The organism is Coriobacteriia bacterium (genome assembly GCA_018368455.1).
GTDB lineage: Bacteria > Actinomycetota > Coriobacteriia > Coriobacteriales > UMGS124 > JAGZEG01.
In genome coordinates this window covers 1-17,329 of record JAGZEG010000028.1, presented here as the reverse complement: position 1 = coordinate 17,329, position 17,329 = coordinate 1, and the positions used below count along the sequence as shown (strand labels likewise).

At 66.8% G+C, this 17,329-nt stretch carries 15 protein-coding genes; 10 read left to right on the top strand and 5 right to left on the bottom strand.

The genetic code is table 11. The annotated features are described in order from the left end of the window. The 6 genes from KHZ24_11685 to leuB all read left to right on the top strand — a co-directional run. The coding region (locus KHZ24_11685) for an FMN-binding protein (GenBank protein MBS5451847.1) at positions 1-449 on the top strand (449 nt) is incomplete at its 5' end. A 287-nt stretch (positions 450-736) separates the two neighbouring features. Next, positions 737-1,576, top strand: coding sequence for a methyltransferase domain-containing protein (locus KHZ24_11680; protein MBS5451846.1), 840 nt, complete (start codon positions 737-739; stop codon positions 1,574-1,576). 485 nt (positions 1,577-2,061) lie between these two features. Beyond that, positions 2,062-3,645: a 2-isopropylmalate synthase gene (locus tag KHZ24_11675; GenBank protein MBS5451845.1), complete on the top strand. Its 1,584-nt coding sequence runs from the start codon at positions 2,062-2,064 to the stop codon at positions 3,643-3,645. 75 nt (positions 3,646-3,720) lie between these two features. Next, positions 3,721-4,989 carry a 3-isopropylmalate dehydratase large subunit gene (gene leuC / locus KHZ24_11670; GenBank protein ID MBS5451844.1) on the top strand — a complete coding sequence of 423 codons (1,269 nt, stop codon included), beginning with the start codon at positions 3,721-3,723 and terminating at the stop codon, positions 4,987-4,989. Between the two features lie 44 nt (positions 4,990-5,033). Next, the gene (gene leuD, locus KHZ24_11665) at positions 5,034-5,537 is read left to right on the top strand and encodes a 3-isopropylmalate dehydratase small subunit (GenBank protein MBS5451843.1); all 504 of its coding nucleotides are present in this window, start codon (positions 5,034-5,036) and stop codon (positions 5,535-5,537) included. A 1-nt stretch (position 5,538) separates the two neighbouring features. Further along, a complete protein-coding gene (gene leuB, locus KHZ24_11660) occupies positions 5,539-6,687 on the top strand; it encodes a 3-isopropylmalate dehydrogenase (protein MBS5451842.1) in 1,149 nt (382 codons plus the stop codon). Positions 6,688-6,800: 113 nt separating this feature from the next. On the opposite strand, the gene KHZ24_11655 is transcribed toward leuB, so the two are convergent. Beyond that, positions 6,801-7,040, bottom strand: coding sequence for a hypothetical protein (locus KHZ24_11655; protein ID MBS5451841.1), 240 nt, complete (start codon positions 7,038-7,040; stop codon positions 6,801-6,803). A gap of 135 nt (positions 7,041-7,175) precedes the next feature. Here KHZ24_11655 and KHZ24_11650 point away from each other — a divergent pair, with 135 nt between their 5' ends. The 3 genes from KHZ24_11650 (at position 7,176) to KHZ24_11640 (ending at position 10,857) form a co-directional block, all read left to right on the top strand. Then, positions 7,176-8,135 carry a LysR family transcriptional regulator gene (locus KHZ24_11650; protein ID MBS5451840.1) on the top strand — a complete coding sequence of 320 codons (960 nt, stop codon included), beginning with the start codon at positions 7,176-7,178 and terminating at the stop codon, positions 8,133-8,135. Between the two features lie 399 nt (positions 8,136-8,534). Then, the gene (gene thiC, locus KHZ24_11645; protein ID MBS5451839.1) at positions 8,535-9,824 is read left to right on the top strand and encodes a phosphomethylpyrimidine synthase ThiC; all 1,290 of its coding nucleotides are present in this window, start codon (positions 8,535-8,537) and stop codon (positions 9,822-9,824) included. A 118-nt stretch (positions 9,825-9,942) separates the two neighbouring features. After that, positions 9,943-10,857: an EamA family transporter gene (locus KHZ24_11640; protein ID MBS5451838.1), complete on the top strand. Its 915-nt coding sequence runs from the start codon at positions 9,943-9,945 to the stop codon at positions 10,855-10,857. 7 nt (positions 10,858-10,864) lie between these two features. Here KHZ24_11640 and KHZ24_11635 read toward each other — a convergent pair whose 3' ends face one another. The 3 genes from KHZ24_11635 to KHZ24_11625 form a co-directional block, all read right to left on the bottom strand. After that, a complete protein-coding gene (locus KHZ24_11635; protein MBS5451837.1) occupies positions 10,865-12,154 on the bottom strand; it encodes a hypothetical protein in 1,290 nt (429 codons plus the stop codon). Next, a complete protein-coding gene (locus tag KHZ24_11630) occupies positions 12,151-12,636 on the bottom strand; it encodes an RNA polymerase sigma factor (protein MBS5451836.1) in 486 nt (161 codons plus the stop codon). The genes KHZ24_11635 and KHZ24_11630 overlap by 4 nt, the downstream gene beginning before the upstream one ends. Positions 12,637-12,834: 198 nt before the next feature. Beyond that, on the bottom strand, positions 12,835-13,662 hold the full coding sequence (locus KHZ24_11625) for a hypothetical protein (GenBank protein ID MBS5451835.1): 828 nt from the start codon (positions 13,660-13,662) through the stop codon (positions 12,835-12,837). 400 nt (positions 13,663-14,062) lie between these two features. On the opposite strand from KHZ24_11625, the gene KHZ24_11620 reads away from it, so the two are divergent. Continuing rightward, the gene (locus KHZ24_11620; GenBank protein MBS5451834.1) at positions 14,063-15,880 is read left to right on the top strand and encodes an ABC-F family ATP-binding cassette domain-containing protein; all 1,818 of its coding nucleotides are present in this window, start codon (positions 14,063-14,065) and stop codon (positions 15,878-15,880) included. A 386-nt stretch (positions 15,881-16,266) separates the two neighbouring features. Here the strand turns inward: KHZ24_11620 and KHZ24_11615 are convergent. Beyond that, on the bottom strand, positions 16,267-17,329 hold a 1,063-nt coding region (locus KHZ24_11615), incomplete at its 5' end, for an Ig-like domain-containing protein (protein MBS5451833.1).

Genomic DNA, 17,329 nt, shown 5'->3' with positions numbered 1-17,329 from the left:
TCTTCGAGGCTGGTGAGCTGGGCTCGTATGTGTCGAACCTCTACCAGAACGGCATGTTCCTCGCCGAGTGCATCGCCTCTGGCCGCGCCGCTGCCGACAGCGCGTTTGGCGGACGCTCGACGGTGAGTGAGCCCGCTCCGACGCAGAACATGGCTGAGATGGTCGACATCACGAAGAAGCCCGACGGCACGTATGAGACGTCCATCAACGGCAACGAGGGCACGTTCACGATCGCAGTGAGCGTGGCGGGCGGCAAGATCACGGGTATGGAAGTCACCCAGGGCCGCGACAACATGTTCATGAGCGACGGCCAACTTCAGGAATACATCGACGCGCTCGTGAGCGAGCAAACGGTCGCCGTTGACACCATCGCAGGTGCGACGCTCGACGTGAACAAGCTCAACCACGGTGTCCAGCAGATTTTCGCAGACACGGTGAGCGCCCAGTAACTCCTCTTGAGCTGTTCCAGCGTATGCAGGGGGTTCTGGTGACGGGGGAGTGGCGTCTGCTCGTCGCGCCAAGCGCGTGTCTCTCTGGTGAGATTATCCCTTGCATTCGCTTTGGAGCAGACGGGCGCCCGGCGCATGGTTGATCGCGCCAGGCGCCCGCTCGCTCTCACTGCGTGCGGGTGCGTGGTAGACTCGGTGCCCGGAGGTTTCACGAGATCGCGGAGCTACGACCGGCCTTGGCTCCGCGCGGTTTAGTGTGCCGCAGGACGCGAGAGAATGGGATGCGCGTGGGGGAGACGAGAACCGAAGAGAGCCCACTGCGGTGCCCCGTGTGTGGGGCGGCGTTTGTCCAGGATGCTCGCAGCGCACGTTGCCCTGCGGGGCATTGCTTTGACCGCGCGCGGGAGGGCTACCTCAACCTGCTGCGCACCTCAAAGCGCGGTGACGACATGGGCGACCCCAAGGCGTCGGCGCGCAGCCGACGCGACTTTCTCGACCGTGGGTATTACCGTCCTCTTCGCGATGGGCTCGTCGAGGTGGTTGCCGAACTCGCCCGAACGCGGCCGGGAAACGACGCGCCTCTCTCACTGCTGGACATCTGCTGCGGCGAGGGCTACTACACGAGTGCGCTGGGCGCGATCGCGGGCATAGACGCCTACGGCTTTGACCTCTCTAAAGAGATGGTGCGCCTTGCGGCCAAGCGCGGAAGCGCGACGTACTTTGTCGCGAACCTCAAGTCCATTCCCGTCGCCGACGCCTCGTTTGACATCGCGACGCACCTGTTCGCGCCGTTCAACGAGCGCGAGTTCGCGCGCGTCGTGCGTCCGGGTGGCACGCTGTTCAGCGTCGTACCGGGGGCTTGCCATCTGTTCGGCCTCAAGCAGGCGGTTTACGACACGCCCTATCTCAACGATGAGCGCCTTCCCCAGGTGACGCAGTTCAAGCTTGAGGGGACGCACAGGGTGGCATCGCACATCGAGCTCGCGTGCCCCGAAGACATCGAGGCCGTCTTCCAGATGACGCCGTACTATTACCGCACGAGCCCCCGAGACCGCGCTAAGCTGACTGGCGTACAGACGCTGCAAACGGACATCGAGTTTGTCATCGCCGTCTATACGCGGCGCTAGGCCCGAGTTGAGGGCATGGCTCTTCGCGGCAGGGCGGGGCATAGAGGCTGTCGGCATTGGTGTCAATATGCGCTTTTGCCGCGAGACGCAGGGCATTTTGTCGTAGAGGTTTACGCCGTGCGTCTTGTGCGCGATAATGCCACCCAAACCCTATCCATGGGATGGATGGGGCGACCTGCGCGCCAGCAGCGGCGGCAGGGCCTATGCCTGAAGGGGGCACCTAGGATGGCTTCGCAGAACTCGCGCGTGCAGATGGGGACGAGCGCAATCGAGCGCTCTGGCCTTCTTGCCGCACGCGAGCTTCTCGGCCTTGCTCGCTCCCTTCGACTTATGTCCGCGCGCTAGGAGTCGCGCGGTTATTCCAATCACGTAGACAACCAGCGCGCGTCATCCTGGATTCGCCCCTTTCGAGCAGGCGTGCTCATGCCTGCATACCCACGGAAGGCCGGCAGCCCTGTCGGCCACACCTTGACCAGGAGGTTCCCATGACCCGCAAGATCAACATCTTCGACACGACGCTGCGCGACGGCGAGCAGTCCCCGGGCGCCAGCATGAACACGGAGGAGAAGCTGCTCATCGCCAAGCAGCTCATCCGCTTGGGCGTCGACGTTATCGAGGCGGGTTTCCCCATCTCGAGCCCGGGCGACTTCCGCTCCGTTGCCGAGATCGGCAAGATCGCCGGCGACGACGCCGTTGTGTGCGCCCTGACGCGCGCCGTCGACAAGGACATCGACGAGGCCGCCCGCGCGCTCAAGACGGCTAAGCGCCCGCGCATCCACACGGGCCTGGGCGTCTCCCCGTCGCACCTGCACGACAAGCTGCGCATCACCGAGGAGCAGGCTATCGAGAAGGCCGTCCACGCCGTCCGCTACGCGAAGAGCTACGTCGAGGACGTCGAGTTCTACGCCGAGGACGCCGGTCGCTCCGACCAGAAGTTCCTCGAGCGCATCATCGAGGCCGTCGTCGCTGCCGGCGCCACGGTCGTCAACATCCCCGACACGACGGGCTACTCGCTGCCCGAGCAGTTCGGCGCGCGCATTCGCGGCCTCATGGAGAACGTCCGCGGCATCGAGAACGTCACGGTCGCCGTCCACACGCACAACGACCTGGGCATGGCGACGGCTCTGGCCCTGGCCGGCGTCAAGAACGGCGCCACGCAGATCGAGTGCACGATCAACGGCCTGGGTGAGCGTGCCGGCAACACGGCGCTCGAAGAGGTCGTCATGGCCATCAAGATGCACGGCGAGGAGCTCGACGCCCACACGGACGTCAACACGCGCGAGATCACGCGTACGTCGCACCTCGTCAGCAACATCACGGGCATCAACGTGCAGCCGAACAAGGCCATCGTCGGCGCCAACGCGTTCGCGCACTCCTCGGGCATCCACCAGGACGGCGTGCTCAAGGCCCGCACGACCTACGAGATCATCGACCCGGCCGAGGTCGGTGCCGAGGGCTCGCAGATCCTGCTGTCGGCGCGCTCGGGTCACGCCGCGCTGCGCCACCGCCTCGCCGAGCTGGGCTACACGTTCGGCGACACGGAGTTCGAGGGCGTGTACCAGAGCTTCCTGCAGGTGGCCGACCGCAAGAAGGAAGTCTACGACGAGGACCTCGAGTCGCTCGTCCAGGAGCACGCGCGCCACGCCAGCGCCCTGTACGCGCTCAAGGCGCTGCAGGTGAGCTGCGGCTTCCCGCTGACGCCGACGGCAACTGTCACGCTGGCCTTCAACGACCCCGACGCCGCCGAGGGCGCCGAGCCCATCGAGACGACGGTGTGCGCGTTCGGCACGGGCCCCGTCGACGCCGCCTACAAGGCGATCGACGAGATTGTGCAGGCGCACGGTGACCTGGCCGAGTTCTCCATCAAGGCCATCTCGCGCGGCATCGACGCCCTGGGCGAGGTCACGGTCCGCGTCTCGGCGACGAACGAGCGCGGCGAGAAGGAGGTCTTCACGGGCCGCGGCAGCGACGGCGACATCGTCGTGTCCTCGGCCAAGGCCTACCTCAACGCGCTGAACCGCCTGCTGTCGGCCAAGCGCGCCAAGGCCGAGCAGCCGGCTGCCGAGTAGGGTTTCAGCTTTCGATTGACGCGGCGCGCCCTCTTCACCGGGGGCGCGCCGTTTAGGAGAGGAGACGCAACAACCATGGCACGACCCATGACGATGGCCGAGAAGATCCTGGCGGCCCACGCCCACCTGGACGAGGTGGAGCCGGGCCAGCTCATCGAGTGCGACCTGGACCTGGTGCTTGCCAACGACATCACGGCGCCCATCGCGATCAAGACGTTCCGCGAGCTGGGCTGCGAGAGCGTGTTCGACCCGACGCGCATCTGCCTCGTTCCCGACCACTACGCGCCGAACAAGGACATCAAGAGCGCCGAGCAGGCCAAGATCACGCGCGACTTCGCCCGCGAGCAGGGCGTCACGCACTACTTCGAGGTCGGCTGCATGGGCGTCGAGCACGCCCTGCTGCCTGAGCGGGGCATCGTCGTCCCCGGCGACCTCATCATCGGCGCCGACTCGCACACGTGCACGTACGGCGGCCTGGGCGCGTTCGGCACAGGAGTGGGCTCCACCGACGCCGGCGTGGGCATGGCGACGGGCCGCGCGTGGTTCAAGGTGCCGCAGACGATCCGCTTCGAGATCGACGGCGAGCTCAACCCCTATGTGAGCGGCAAGGACATCATCCTGTACATCATCGGCCTCATCGGCGTTGACGGGGCCCTGTACAAGGCGATGGAGTTCGGCGGCTCGGCCATCGCCGGCCTGTCGATGGAAGGCCGCCTGACGATGGCGAACATGGCCATCGAGGCCGGTGGCAAGGCGGGCCTGTTCGAGGTCGACGACGTGGCGCGTGCGTGGCTCGACGGCCGCTGCGAGCGCCCGTACACGGAGTACCACCCCGATCCCGACGCCGCCTACGAGCGCGTCATCCACATCGATGCCGCCGACATCCAGCCGACGGTTAGCTGGCCCCACCTGCCTTCGAACACGCATCCCGTGGCCGAGAGCCGTTCCATCGAGATCGACCAGGCCGTCATCGGCTCGTGCACGAACGGCCGCATCGAGGACATGCGCGCCGCTGCCGACGTGCTGCGCGGTCGCAAGGTGAGCCCGTTCGTGCGCTGCATCGTCATCCCGGCGACGCAGGCCGTCTGGAAGCAGTGCGTGGCCGAGGGCCTCATGGACGTGTTCATCGACGCCGGGTGCGCCGTGTCCACGCCGACGTGCGGCCCGTGTCTGGGCGGCTACATGGGCATCCTCGCCGCCCACGAGCGCGCCATCTCGACGAGCAACCGCAACTTCGTCGGCCGCATGGGCGACCCGACGTCCGAGGTGTACCTGGCAAACCCTGCCGTCACCGCCGCAAGCGCTGTCGCCGGCCACATCGCCCTGCCCTCCGACTTGGACTAGGGACAGGCCCCGACCGGCCTGCGCAACGATAAGGAGCATCGCCCATGAACTTCAAGGGAACCGTCCACCGCTACGGGCGTGACATCGACACCGACGTCATCATCCCCGCCCGCTACCTCAACACGTCCGACCCCGCCGAGCTGGCAAAGCACTGCCTTGAGGACCTCGACAAGGAGTTCGTCACCAAGGTGCAGCCCGGCGACATCATCGTGGCCGACGAGAACTTCGGCTGCGGCTCCTCGCGTGAGCACGCGCCCGTGTGCATCAAGGCCGCAGGCGTGAGCTGTGTCATCGCGAAGAGCTTCGCGCGCATCTTCTACCGCAACTCCATCAACATCGGCCTGCCCATCCTCGAGTGCCCCGAGGCAGTCGACGCCATCAAGGCTGGCGACGTCGTGAGCGTCGAGACGGAGACGGGCACGATCCGCGACGAGACGACGGGCGCCGAGTTCCACGCCCAGCCGTTCCCGCCGTTCATCGAGGAGATTATCAACGAGGGCGGCCTGGTCGCCCGCACGAAGAAGATCCTGGCGAAGGAAGGCAAGTAGCATGGCTGAGGCCACAAAGACGTACAAGATCTGCCTGCTGCCCGGCGACGGCATCGGCCCGGAGATCATCGCTGAGGCCGTCAAGCTGCTGAACGCCGTCGGTGACGCGTATGGCGTGCGCTTCGACTGCGAGGAGCACCTCATCGGCGGCTGCGCCATCGACGCGACGCGCGCGGCCGGCGTCAAGCCGACGGCGCTGCCCGACGAGACGTTCGCCGCGGCCCAGGCCGCTGACGCTGTGCTGCTGGCGGCCGTCGGCGGCCCGAAGTGGGACGGCGCTGCGCCCGGCGAGCCGCGCCCCGAGCAGGGTCTGCTCGCCATTCGCAAGGGCCTGGGGCTCTACCTCAACCTGCGTCCCGTGCGCATCTACGAGGCGCTGCGCGACGCGAGCCCGCTGCGCCCCGAGCGCCTGGCCGGCACGGACGTACTCATCGTGCGCGAGCTGACGGGCGGCATCTACTTCGGTGCCCACGAGCGCACGGAGAATGTCGAGGGCGCCGGCGTGGACGGCAAGCCCGGCACGTTCTGCCGAGACAAGATGGACTACAGCGAGTACGAGGTCGACCGCGTCATCCGCTGGGCGTTTGACGCCGCGACGCGTCGCCCGCGCCACCGCGTCATCTCCGTCGACAAGGCCAACGTCCTGGAGACGTCGCGTCTGTGGCGCGAGGTGGCCCACCGCATCGCCGCCGAGTACCCGCAGGTCGAGTTCTCCGACATGCTCGTCGACAACTGCGCCATGCAGCTCGTCGCCAACCCTGGGCAGTTCGACGTCCTCGTGACGGAGAACACGTTCGGCGACATCCTCTCCGACGAGGCCTCCATGCTCACGGGTTCACTCGGCATGCTTGCCAGCGCCAGCCTGGGCAGCGGCACGGCCCTGTACGAGCCTAGCCACGGCTCGGCGCCCGACATCGCGGGCAAGGGCATCGCCAACCCCATCGCGCAGATCCTCTCTGTCGAGCTCATGCTGCGCTACAGCTTCGGCATGGACGAGGCGGCCGACCGCGTGGCCAAGGCCGTTGAGCGCGTGCTGGACGAGGGCTGGCGCACGGGCGACATCGCCGATGCCTCCACGCCTGCCGACAAGCGCCTGTGCACGACCGCCATGGGCGACAAGATCGTCGAGGCGTTTAACGCGCTGGCGTAGAGACGGACGCAGCCCGCTATTGAGAGCGTGCTACAAAGAGGGGCGGGCCGTCCTTGCGTGGACGACCCGCCCCTGCTTGCTTGAACGTGTGCCTGCCGAGCCTTGGTACGACCTTAGACGAACGGCGTGCCGTACGTGTCGATGTAGGACTCGATCGTGCCGCCGCACCACGTGCATGTGGCGCCCTCGAAGCGGCCGTTCTCAGGGGCCCTGCCGCAGCGGTCGCAACGGAGCTTGCGCAGCGGGTGGATCGCCGCCACACCGCCATTGGCCTGCGCGAGCGTTGCGTCGTCGAGTTTGGTGTCGCAGGGGGTCGTCGGGACCTGGGGCGTGGCGTTGGTCTGCTCGCTCATGGCTCCTCCTTTATCAGGCGGCTCATGTCCTTTTCCGTGGCGCGCCTTCATTATATTGGGTGGATCGCCAGTTTTTGCGCGGGGACATGCCGGGGCCCCGTATTCGAAACGAACGCGTCTCGAAGGGAAACGAACGTGACGCTGCAGCAGCTTCGCTACGTTATCGAGATCGCCAGCCGAGGCTCCATGAGCGCGGCGGCGACGGCTCTGTTCATCAGCCAGCCGAGCCTGTCCGAGGCTATTCGCGAGCTCGAGTCCGAGCTGGGCATCTCCCTCTTCTTGCGGACGAATCGCGGCACGACGCTCACGACGGAGGGCGCGGAGTTTCTTGGCTATGCCCGCCAGGTCGTTGAGCAGGCTGACCTGCTCGAGCAGCGCTACAAGGGCACGCTGGCGCCCCGGCGCGAGTTCGCTGTCTCGACGCAGCACTACGCCTTCGCTGTCAACGCGTTTGCCCGGCTCGTGCGTGCCTACGACTGCCCCGAGTACGAGTTCACCCTGCGCGAGACGCGCACGCACGACATCATCGAGGACGTCCGCGGGCTGCGCAGCGAGGTGGGCGTACTCTACTTGAGCGGCTATAACGAGGACGTGCTGCGCCGCTTCTTCCGTGAGGCGTCCGTGACGTTCACGCCGCTGTTTCGCACGCGGACGTGCGTGTTCGTGGGGCGCGACCACCCGCTTGCCGGCCGCTCCTCCGTGTCGCTGGCCGAGCTCGATCCCTATCCGTGCCTGTCGTATGAGCAGGGCACGCACAACTCGTTCTACTTCTCCGAGGAGATCCTCTCGTCGCTGTATCACGGGCGCGTCATCCGGGTCAGCGATCGCGCGACGCTGTTCAACCTGGCTATCGGTCTCAACGGCTACACGATTGCGACGGGCATCCTCTCCAAGGACCTCGCCGACTCCGACATCGTGCCCGTGCCGCTCGACGTCGACGAGCACATGGAGGTCGGCTATATCGCGCGACGCGGCCAGTCCCTGTCGCGCATGGGAAGCGACTACGTGCGCTACCTGCAGGAATACCTCCTCGAGCACGTAAGCGAGCATCCGGGCGGCGCCGCGGGCCTCGAGCTGCTGTTCCCTCGCTCCTGAGGTGGTCTGGCGCCTTCGTTTGCAGACGGAGCGCCGGTATCTGGCCAGAAAGGGAACCTGTGTGCATGTGCCTCTCCCGCTGGCTCGGATGCGCGAGGGACGACCTGCGGTTTTGCGCATGGACGTGCCACCGCGGAGGCCTTCGAGGCGAGATGCCCTATTCACGGGTTCGGTTTCTGTCCACGGATCGGGCTCCCGCGTACAGATCCGGCTCGAGATCGCGCGTGGGGGAGCGCTCGAGCTTTGTCAGACCTCTGCGCAGAAGAGGGGCCGGGGCCGCGGCTCGTGTGATAATGGACGGCAGACATGAAGAAACGCCGAGCCAACCCGAAGGGAACGAATATGACGCAGGCGCAGCCGCAGGAGCATACATCATCCGATCGTCCGTACGCCACGCAGATGGACGCGGCACGGCAGGGCATCGTGACGCCACAGATGCGCGTCGTCGCCGAGAAGGAGCACGTCGATCCCGAGTGGCTGCGTGGGCTCGTCGCCAAGGGTCAGGTCGCCATCCCGGCAAACGTCCACCACACGTGCCTCTCGCCGGAGGGCATCGGTTCGGCCCTGCGCACGAAGATCAACGTGAACCTGGGCACGAGCCGCGACTGGAGCGATCTGGACATGGAGATGGCCAAGGTCCGCGACGCCGTCGCCCTGGGTGCCGAGTCCATCATGGACCTGTCGTCCAACGGCGACACGCGCGTGTTCCGCCGCAGGCTGACGGCCGAGTGCCCCGCCATCATCGGCACGGTGCCCATCTACGACGCCGTCGTGCTCTACGACAAGGCCCTGCGCTCCATCACGCCTCAGGAGTGGATCGACGCCCTCGAGATGCACGCGAAGGATGGCGTCGACTTCGTGACGCTGCACTGCGCTATGAACCGCGCGCAGGCGGCGCTGCTCAAGCGGACGCATCGCGAGATGAACATCGTGAGCCGTGGTGGCGCGCTTATGTTTGCGTGGATGGAGATGACGGGTCACGAGAACCCGTTCTACGAGCGCTTCGACGGCGTGCTCGACATCTGCCGCGCTCACGACGTCACGATCTCGCTTGGAGACTCGTGCCGGCCGGGCTGCCTGGCTGACGCGGGCGACGAGGCCCAGGTCGCCGAGCTCGTGACGCTGGGCGAGCTCACGACGCGCGCGTGGGAGCGCGACGTGCAGGTCATCGTGGAGGGCCCGGGCCACGTGCCGCTCAACCAGGTTGCTTCGCAGATGCACCTGGAGCAGACTGTCTGCCACGGTGCGCCGTTCTACGTGCTCGGTCCGCTCGTGACCGACGTCGCCCCCGGCTACGACCACATCACGGCGGCCATCGGCGGAACGCTGGCAGCCATGAGCGGGGCGGCGTTCCTGTGCTACGTGACGCCGGCCGAGCACCTGCGTCTGCCTGACGAGGCCGACGTGCGCGAGGGCATCGTCGCGTTCAAGATCGCAGCACACGCGGCTGATATTGCCAAGGGGCTGCCCGGGGCGCGCGACTGGGACGACCGCATGGCCAAGGCTCGCAAGGCGCTCGACTGGGAGGCCATGTTCGCAGAGGCTATCGACCCTGAGAAGGCACGGCGCTACCGGGCGCAGGCCGCTCCCGAGGCCGAGGACACCTGCTCGATGTGCGGTAACTTCTGCGCCATCAAGAACATGAACAACATCCTGGACGGCAAGCCCGTCGACGTTATCGGCGAGTAGGGGAGTGCGGAATCCCTCTCCCTGTCATGAGGTGCCCGTTTGTGTCCCATATTGTTTCGCGTTGATGTCGCGCATATAGTATCCTGCCGTGCGGGCAGCGTAGGGTAGGGAGATAGATATGCAGAACGTTAACGCCACGCCGTCGTCGGCGGTGCGCGGCGAGGGGCTGGGCCTCGGCATCCTCATGACGATCCTCGGAGGTGTGGGCTGGGGTTTCTCCGGCGCTTGTGCACAGTTCCTTTTCTCTAACTATGGCGTTGACCCTCGCTGGGTCGTCTGCGTGCGTCTGCTGGGGGCCGGCCTCATCTTCCTGGTCGTCGCCATCCTGACCGACCGCGCGCACCTGCGTGCTGCCGTCACGTCGCCTCGGGCCATGCTGCGCATGGCGGGCTACTCGCTCGGCGGCCTGTCGCTGTGCATGGTGTGCTACCTCAACGCGATTAACGCTTCCAACGCGGGCACGGCAACAGTGCTGCAGGCGCTCAACCTGCTCATCATCCTCGTGGTGACCTGTGTGCAGCTCAGGCGTCGGCCCACGAAGAAGGAGACCATCGGCGTGGGCCTGGCGCTGTGCGGGACGTTCCTCATCGCGACGCACGGCCAGCTCGGGTCGTTGGCGCTGACGCCGCTCGGCCTTGCCTGGGGTCTGGCGACGGCCGTCTCGGCGGCCCTCTACACGCTGCTGCCTGCCAAGTTGCTCCACGAGTTCGGCAGCGTCGTGACGACGGGCCTCGCCATGCTCGTCGGCGCGGCGTTCACGTGGCCGCTGTTCCAGCCCTGGGACATCATGCCGACGCTCGACACCGGGGGCTGGCTCGCCGTCGCGGGCATCATTCTGGTGGGCACCGTGGCGTCGTACTTCCTGTTCCTGACGGGCGTGCGCAAAATCGGCTCCATGCTGGCGGGCCTGTTCGCGTCGACGGAGCCCATCACGGCGGGCGTTCTGTCGTTCGTCTGGCTCGGCACGACGTTTGCGCCCGTTGACCTCGTGGGCATGGGGCTCATCGTCGCGATGATGTTCCTGATGGTGTAGCCCGCTCTTACTCGCTCTCCTCGTCGTGCCAGCCCATGCCCATGCCCATGCCCATGCCGTGGCCTCCCATGCCCTGGCCGCCGCGCCCTCTGCCCATGCCTGCGCCGTTGCCGTGGCCGCCGCCTGCACGCCCGCGGCCATGCGTATCGCTGCTGGCTGAGGCGTCAGACGCTGAGGATGCGCCGCCTTTGCTTTCGGCCTGTTTCGCGGCGAGCAGATCGCGCAGCTGCCACATGCTCATGTTTTGGCACTGCTCGAGCGTGACGTCGGGATCGAGCGCAACGATGTCCTCGTACACCTCATAGCGAGCGATGCCCATGCCTGCCGAGCGAGCCTTCGCCATGGTCTCGTCGTCGGAGGCCAGGCACATCGCCCGGGCGCCACAGGCCTGCGTTGCCCTGCGACACTGGTCAAGGACGGCGCTTTGCTGGGTATCGCTGTCGCTGGTGACTGCGAGGACGAGACTGCCTTCGTCGAGCAAGGCGCGCTGGAAATCGATGTCGGAAGCGAGGCGTGTCACGGCGTCTTCGCAGGTGAGACCCGTGAGGCGCAGGGTATCGAGCCTGTCTTGCAGCGCGGCGTCCGACGCGGTGGCACGCACGACGCTGCTCCATCGGTTGAGGCCAAGCGTCACGGCCGCAGCACCTCCGACCTCGACGCGCGCCGTCTCATCTGCAAATGCCACGGCGCCGCCGGCCGTGAGTGCCCCCACCGCGAGGCACGCCGCCATGAGCGTGACGAACCGGCGCCGGCTCAGGCCCCGACGGCCGGCCTTCTTGGACGCAACGGGCTGGTCGGTGCGCCCACCGTCGATGGCGCGGAGTCCCGTCGTTGCGGGCGCCCGCGTTGGGGAGTGGGGCTCTGGGACCTGGGAGGCGGGGCGGACTGCTTCGGACGCGCGCTGCGCGTTGCGGAGGCCGTGGGACGCCGTGGCTTTCTGTTCCGAGTTGCCCTGTGGGGTAGAGGCGGCCCGACCTGCGCCTGAGGCTTCGGGGGACGATTGCGCTTCGAGGCGGGCGGTGCGGATGCGCTGCATCGTTGAAGCGGCGAGGCCCGCAGGCATGCGCTCGCGTGAGAAAGCTTGTCTCAGCAGGTTGTCGAGCTCGTCGGCGCCCGAGGCCTCCTGGTTCGGATGCGTGGGGCTCGCGGCATGCTCGCGAGAGGTGGCCGCCTCATTGGGCGCGTCCCCATCTGCGACTGTTCCGCTCGTGGCGTTGTCCGGGCCGAGAGGGGGAGCTCCGGCGCCGTCAGGGAGGCGCTTGTCGCGCCCTCCCTCGTTGGCGGTATGCGTGCTCATCCCAGGACCTCCCTCAGCTTTTGCTTTGCGCGTGCGACCCACGAGTAGACGGTATTGGCGGGCGCGCCCATCATCTCGGCGACTTCGGTGGCGGGATAGCCCTCGCCGACAGTGAGGTAGAGCGCCTGCCGTTGCTCCGCCGGGAGTGTGGCGAGCGCGTCGGAGACCTCCCACAGGGCGCTGCCGGGATCGTCCGCTGGCTCGTCTGTGGGGATCTCGACAAACGCGTCGTCGAGGCTTGCCATGGTGTGGGTGGGGGAGCGCAGCAGGTCGATGCAGGCGTTTGTGGCGACGCGGATGAGCCAGGCGCGCTCGTGGTTTGCGTCGGCAAACGGCACCTCATCATGCGTGGCGTAGGCGAGAAACGTCTCTTGGAAAGCGTCTTGCGCATCTGCGCGCTGCCCGAGACGCATGCGACAGACGCGCCACACGACATCGCCGTGCTCGCTGATGGCGCGCTCTATCGTCTCGTCGTCTCGCATGGGTGCGGGTGCGTCTCCTGACTGGACGTGCCCTGCCTGCCGATCTCCAGGTGAAGTGATCGGTGGGCAGGGAGAGGCTCTGCGCGTGCGCACGCGGTGACGTGGCTCGCGGTACGTGCTGGATAGACGTGCTTTCGAAACTGCTTGGCCTGCAAGTGTTATATACCAAACTGCATGCCGAGGTCGACGCCCGGGGAACTAGAGGGCGGCGCGTCCCATACCGCGTCCCATACCCTGCCCTCCGCCGAACCCAAGGCCGCCCTGCCCGGCGGCGCCTGCCCCGCGACCGACGCCGCATGCGCCCGAACCCACGCCGGACGCTGCGGCGCGGTCGCAGACCCCGTCGCCGTTTGCGTCGACGAAGCCGGTGCCACTTGCGCCCTGGGCACGGTCGCAGACCCCGTCCCCGTTCTCATCGATAAAGCCGGCACCGCACCCTATCCCGGAGCTTGCAGCGTGGTCGCAGACCCCGTCGCCGTTTGCGTCGACGAAGCCGTATCCGCGTCCTGCCCCAGATCCGGCAGCGGCGTGATCGCACACGCCGTCGCCGTTCTCGTCAACAAAGCCGGCACCCTGGGCGTGGTCGCATATTCCGTTACCGTCTGCGTCTATGAAGCCGAAGCCACGGGTATCGACGCCGGCGCCCTGCATGTGATCGCACATGCCGTCGCCGTTCGCGTCGACGAACCCGGTGCCTGTCGCGCAGCCTCGCGCCTCGGCATGGTCGCACGTCCCGTTGCCGTTGGCGTCCACATACCCCGGGCGCATGCCAGTACCCGCGGTTCCCTGCCCCGCGCCGGCCCATGCTGCTCCTCGACCGCACCCAATGCCCATCCGGGTGAGTGTGGCGTCCCACGCACGCATAGCCCGCTCGACGGGTGCGGCGGGGGTGACGTTGCTCTCTGCGGCGTTTGCGCTCTGGATCCCTGCAACACCGAGCCCGAGGGCGGCGACGAGGGCCGTCGTGGCAAGGACGCCCTTCGTGCGGGGGAACCTGCTGGTGGCGTTTGTGGTCTGCGTACTCATGAGGTCGTCCTCTCTCCGAGGAGGTCGCGATCTGTCTGCCGAGGAGGAGATGCCCCTTGGGCTGCTCCTGACGGCCAGTGGATCACGGCCTCGTTGCGCTGGTCATAGAGAGAACGGGCGGGGACTCTGATTCCTTGCAGGATGCCTATGTCTACATATTTTGCACACAATTGATATCCCAACCCAACGCTGTTTTGCGGTGTCTGTACCCGGCCGCAGCAGCGAGCGTTCTGCTTCTTGCGTAAGGCCGGGGTGTGTCAGGTGCAGGCGGCGATGGGCGCGGGTACCATGGGCGGGATACGGCGAGATCCGCCGGCGCCGCAAGGCGCCTCTCTTGGACATGCTGGATTGCTGAGGGCCGCGGGCCGTTAGGGACCGAGGCCGGGAATGGGCGTGTGACATGGCGATTCTGATCGGTTGCGAAAACCTGAGCCTCGAATACCCGACGCGCCACGTGTTCGACGGCGTTACCGTTGGCGTGGCGGAGGGCGATCGCATCGGCATCGTCGGCCGCAACGGCGACGGCAAGTCCACGCTGCTGCGCCTGCTCGCCAACGAACTCGAGCCCTCTGGCGGCTCCGTTACGTGGCGCCGCGGGCTCACCGTGGGCGTTTTGGGCCAGTCCGACGCCCTCGACGACAACGCCATGGTTGGCAACCAGGTGGTGGGAGACGCTCCCACTCATGAGTGGGCCTCCGACGCTCGAACGCGCGAGATCATCCACGCGCTCATCGAGGACATCCCGTGGGAGGCTCGTGTCGGTGACCTATCGGGCGGCCAGCGTCGTCGTGTCGACCTCGCCCGCCTGCTCATCGGCGACTGGGACGTCCTCATGCTCGACGAGCCGACGAACCACCTGGACGTCCGAGCCATCACGTGGCTGTCCGAGCATCTGCGCACGCGCTGGTCCAAGGGCCAGGGCGGTCTGCTCGTCGTGACGCATGACCGTTGGTTTCTCGACGAAGTCTGCCTCAATATGTGGGAGGTGCACGACGGCGTCCTCGACCCGTTTGAGGGCGGCTACTCCGCGTACATCCTGCAGCGTGTCGAGCGCGACCGCCAGGCGGCCGTCATTGAGGAGCGTCGCCAGAACCTCGCGCGCAAGGAGCTTGCGTGGTTGTCGCGCGGTGCCCAGGCACGCTCAACGAAGCCGAAGTTCCGCGTCGAGGCCGCCCGGGCGCTCATCGCCGACGTCCCCCCGCTGCGCAACGAGCTCGAGTTGAAGCGCCTTGCTGTGAGTCGCCTGGGCAAGCAGGTCATCGAGCTCAAAGACGCCAGCGAGCTGCTTGGTGACAAGCTCGTGCTCGACCACATCACGTGGGCGATCGGGCCGGGCGATCGCTATGGCATCGTCGGCGAGAACGGCGCGGGCAAGTCGACGCTGCTACGCGTCATGGACGGAAGCCTGGCCCCGACGACTGGCAGTGTGAAGATCGGCGCGACCGTGAAGTTCGCCGTGCTGTCGCAGCGCCTCGACGAGCTCATGGCCCATGCGGGCGAGACGGTGCTCCAGGTGCTCGGCCAGTGCAAGTCGCGCTATGTCATCGACGGTAAGGAAGTCACGCCGAGCCAGCTCTTGGAACGCCTGGGCTTTGACGCTCGTCAGAAGCTGACGCGCGTCGAGGAGCTCTCTGGCGGCCAGAAGCGTCGCCTGCAGCTCATGCTCATCCTGCTGAGCGAGCCCAACGTGCTTATCCTGGACGAGCCGGGCAACGACATGGACACGGACATGCTCGCCATCATGGAGGACCTGCTCGACTCGTGGCCTGGTACGCTCATCCTCGTGAGCCACGACCGCTACCTGATGGAGCGCGTGACCGACCACCAGTTTGCGCTCATGGACGGCAAGATCCGCCACCTGCCTGGTGGTGTTGACGAGTTCCTGAAGCTCGTGGAGGAGCGTGACAAGACTCGTGGCGCCGCTGTGTCTGCCGGTATGCCCGGCGCGGCAGGGGAGAGCGCTCCTGCGCCCGCGGCTGCGGCGAGTGGCCTTACGCGTCAGGAGGAGTACCAGCTCAAGAAGCAGCTCGCCTCTGTGGAGCGCAAGCTCGACAGCGCGCGCAAGAAGGTTGAGGAGGCCAAGGCGGGGCTGCTGACGATCGCGGGTGCCGACTTCGTGGCGCTGGGCAAGCAGCAGGAGAAGGTCGACGCCGCGCAGGAGGTTGTCGACGAGCTCGAGATGGAGTGGCTGGAGCTCAGCGAGAAGCTCGAGGCGTGATTTTTGGGCGCGCTTTGCGGTTGTGCGAGGTTTGCGCGGCCAAATCTTGCGGTTGTGCGAGGCCGATCTGGGACGTGAAGCGCTGACCTGCGGTTTTAGTGCGTGTGTAAAGCTTGCTGTCACGGAAAACCTTGCATAGCCGCAATCTGCGCCCAATTTCAGGACAGCGTTTTGCAAAACCCAGCAGAGCCGCGTTTTCTGCCCGGGTCACAGACGTGCTGCGGGTGCGCTCTGGGTGCGCCGCAGGCGTGCTCTGCGCTCCGTAATACCGCCGGCTGTAGAGCAGGCTGCCTCCCACACGCAACAGAAAGCCCCGCCCCAACGCGGGCTCCCGGAAGGAATGCTCGCTTTGGGACGGGGCCGACGCCGCGCTTTCGAACGGCCGTTTAGCGCTGAGTTGTCCTCGCCAGCAACTTGCGAACGAGGAGAATGACGCTGCCGATGACGGCCATCGTGCCGACGGTACCAGCGACGATCAAGGCGTTGGACGACGCCGTCTCGTCACCGGTCTTGGGAACGGCGGCGGGATCGACCGTGACGGTTGCCGTAACGCCCCAACCGTTTGCGATGCCCTTGACCTGGAAGGTCCCCTCTTTCTGGTAGAGGCTCGTGTCGATCTTATCCCAGTTGACGGTCTCCGCCGTCTTCGAGCCGTCGCTCCATGTGAACTGGACGGTCGCGGGAAGCTCGGGCTGCACGCCGACTGTGGTGCGCACGGCGACCTGCTGCTGGACGGTCTGGACGGTGGGCGACGCGACCTTTACCGTAACGCGAGCCTCCCCGTCAAAGCCCTCGACGCGGCCGGTTGCCTCGAACGTGCCGCGCGTGCCATACAGCGACGCGTCGACCGTGTTCCACGTCACAGGGACGGACGTTCGGCTGCCGTCGCTCATCGTGACCGTGACGGTCTGCGGCAGCTTCGGTGCGATGCCGGCGACGGTGGACACGGCGGGGACGATGTCGATGCCCGTGATGCCGGCGGCGCCGACCGTGACCTTCGCGCTGGCGCGGAACGAGATCGCGGTGTTGGAGAACGATCCCTCGACCGTGAACGTGGCGCCGGCGTTGGCATAGCTTGCCGCGTCGATGGCGAACCAGCTTGCAGCCTCGTCGGTGATGTCGCCGTTGCTCCACGTGACGCGTACGGTCTGGGGCAGGGTCGGCGCGATGCCGGCGGGCGTCTCGATGGCCGGAGTCTCGGCGGACGTCGCCGTTGCGGGGCTGACGGTCACGGTGATCGTGACGGGCTGCTCGACGCCCTCTATCGTTCCGCCGACGCTGAACGTGCCGCCGTTGTGATAGCTCGCCTCATCGATGGCGTCCCACGCGATCTCTTCGTCGGTCGTCGTCCCGTTGTCCCAGCTGACCTTCGCGGTCTTTGGCAGCTCGGGGGCGGTGCCGGCCTGCGTCGTGACGCCCGCGGGCTGCTCGACGCCCGTGGCCACGAGG

Coding starts and splice junctions, on each gene's coding strand:
- leuC (MBS5451844.1), top strand. CDS start 3,721: ATGGCACGACCCATGACGATGGCCGAGAAGATCCTGGCGGCCCACGCC.
- KHZ24_11630 (MBS5451836.1), bottom strand. CDS start 12,636: ATGCGAGACGACGAGACGATAGAGCGCGCCATCAGCGAGCACGGCGAT.
- KHZ24_11635 (MBS5451837.1), bottom strand. CDS start 12,154: ATGAGCACGCATACCGCCAACGAGGGAGGGCGCGACAAGCGCCTCCCT.
- KHZ24_11640 (MBS5451838.1), top strand. CDS start 9,943: ATGCAGAACGTTAACGCCACGCCGTCGTCGGCGGTGCGCGGCGAGGGG.
- KHZ24_11675 (MBS5451845.1), top strand. CDS start 2,062: ATGACCCGCAAGATCAACATCTTCGACACGACGCTGCGCGACGGCGAG.
- leuD (MBS5451843.1), top strand. CDS start 5,034: ATGAACTTCAAGGGAACCGTCCACCGCTACGGGCGTGACATCGACACC.
- leuB (MBS5451842.1), top strand. CDS start 5,539: ATGGCTGAGGCCACAAAGACGTACAAGATCTGCCTGCTGCCCGGCGAC.
- thiC (MBS5451839.1), top strand. CDS start 8,535: ATGGACGCGGCACGGCAGGGCATCGTGACGCCACAGATGCGCGTCGTC.
- KHZ24_11620 (MBS5451834.1), top strand. CDS start 14,063: ATGGCGATTCTGATCGGTTGCGAAAACCTGAGCCTCGAATACCCGACG.
- KHZ24_11655 (MBS5451841.1), bottom strand. CDS start 7,040: ATGAGCGAGCAGACCAACGCCACGCCCCAGGTCCCGACGACCCCCTGC.
- KHZ24_11625 (MBS5451835.1), bottom strand. CDS start 13,662: ATGAGTACGCAGACCACAAACGCCACCAGCAGGTTCCCCCGCACGAAG.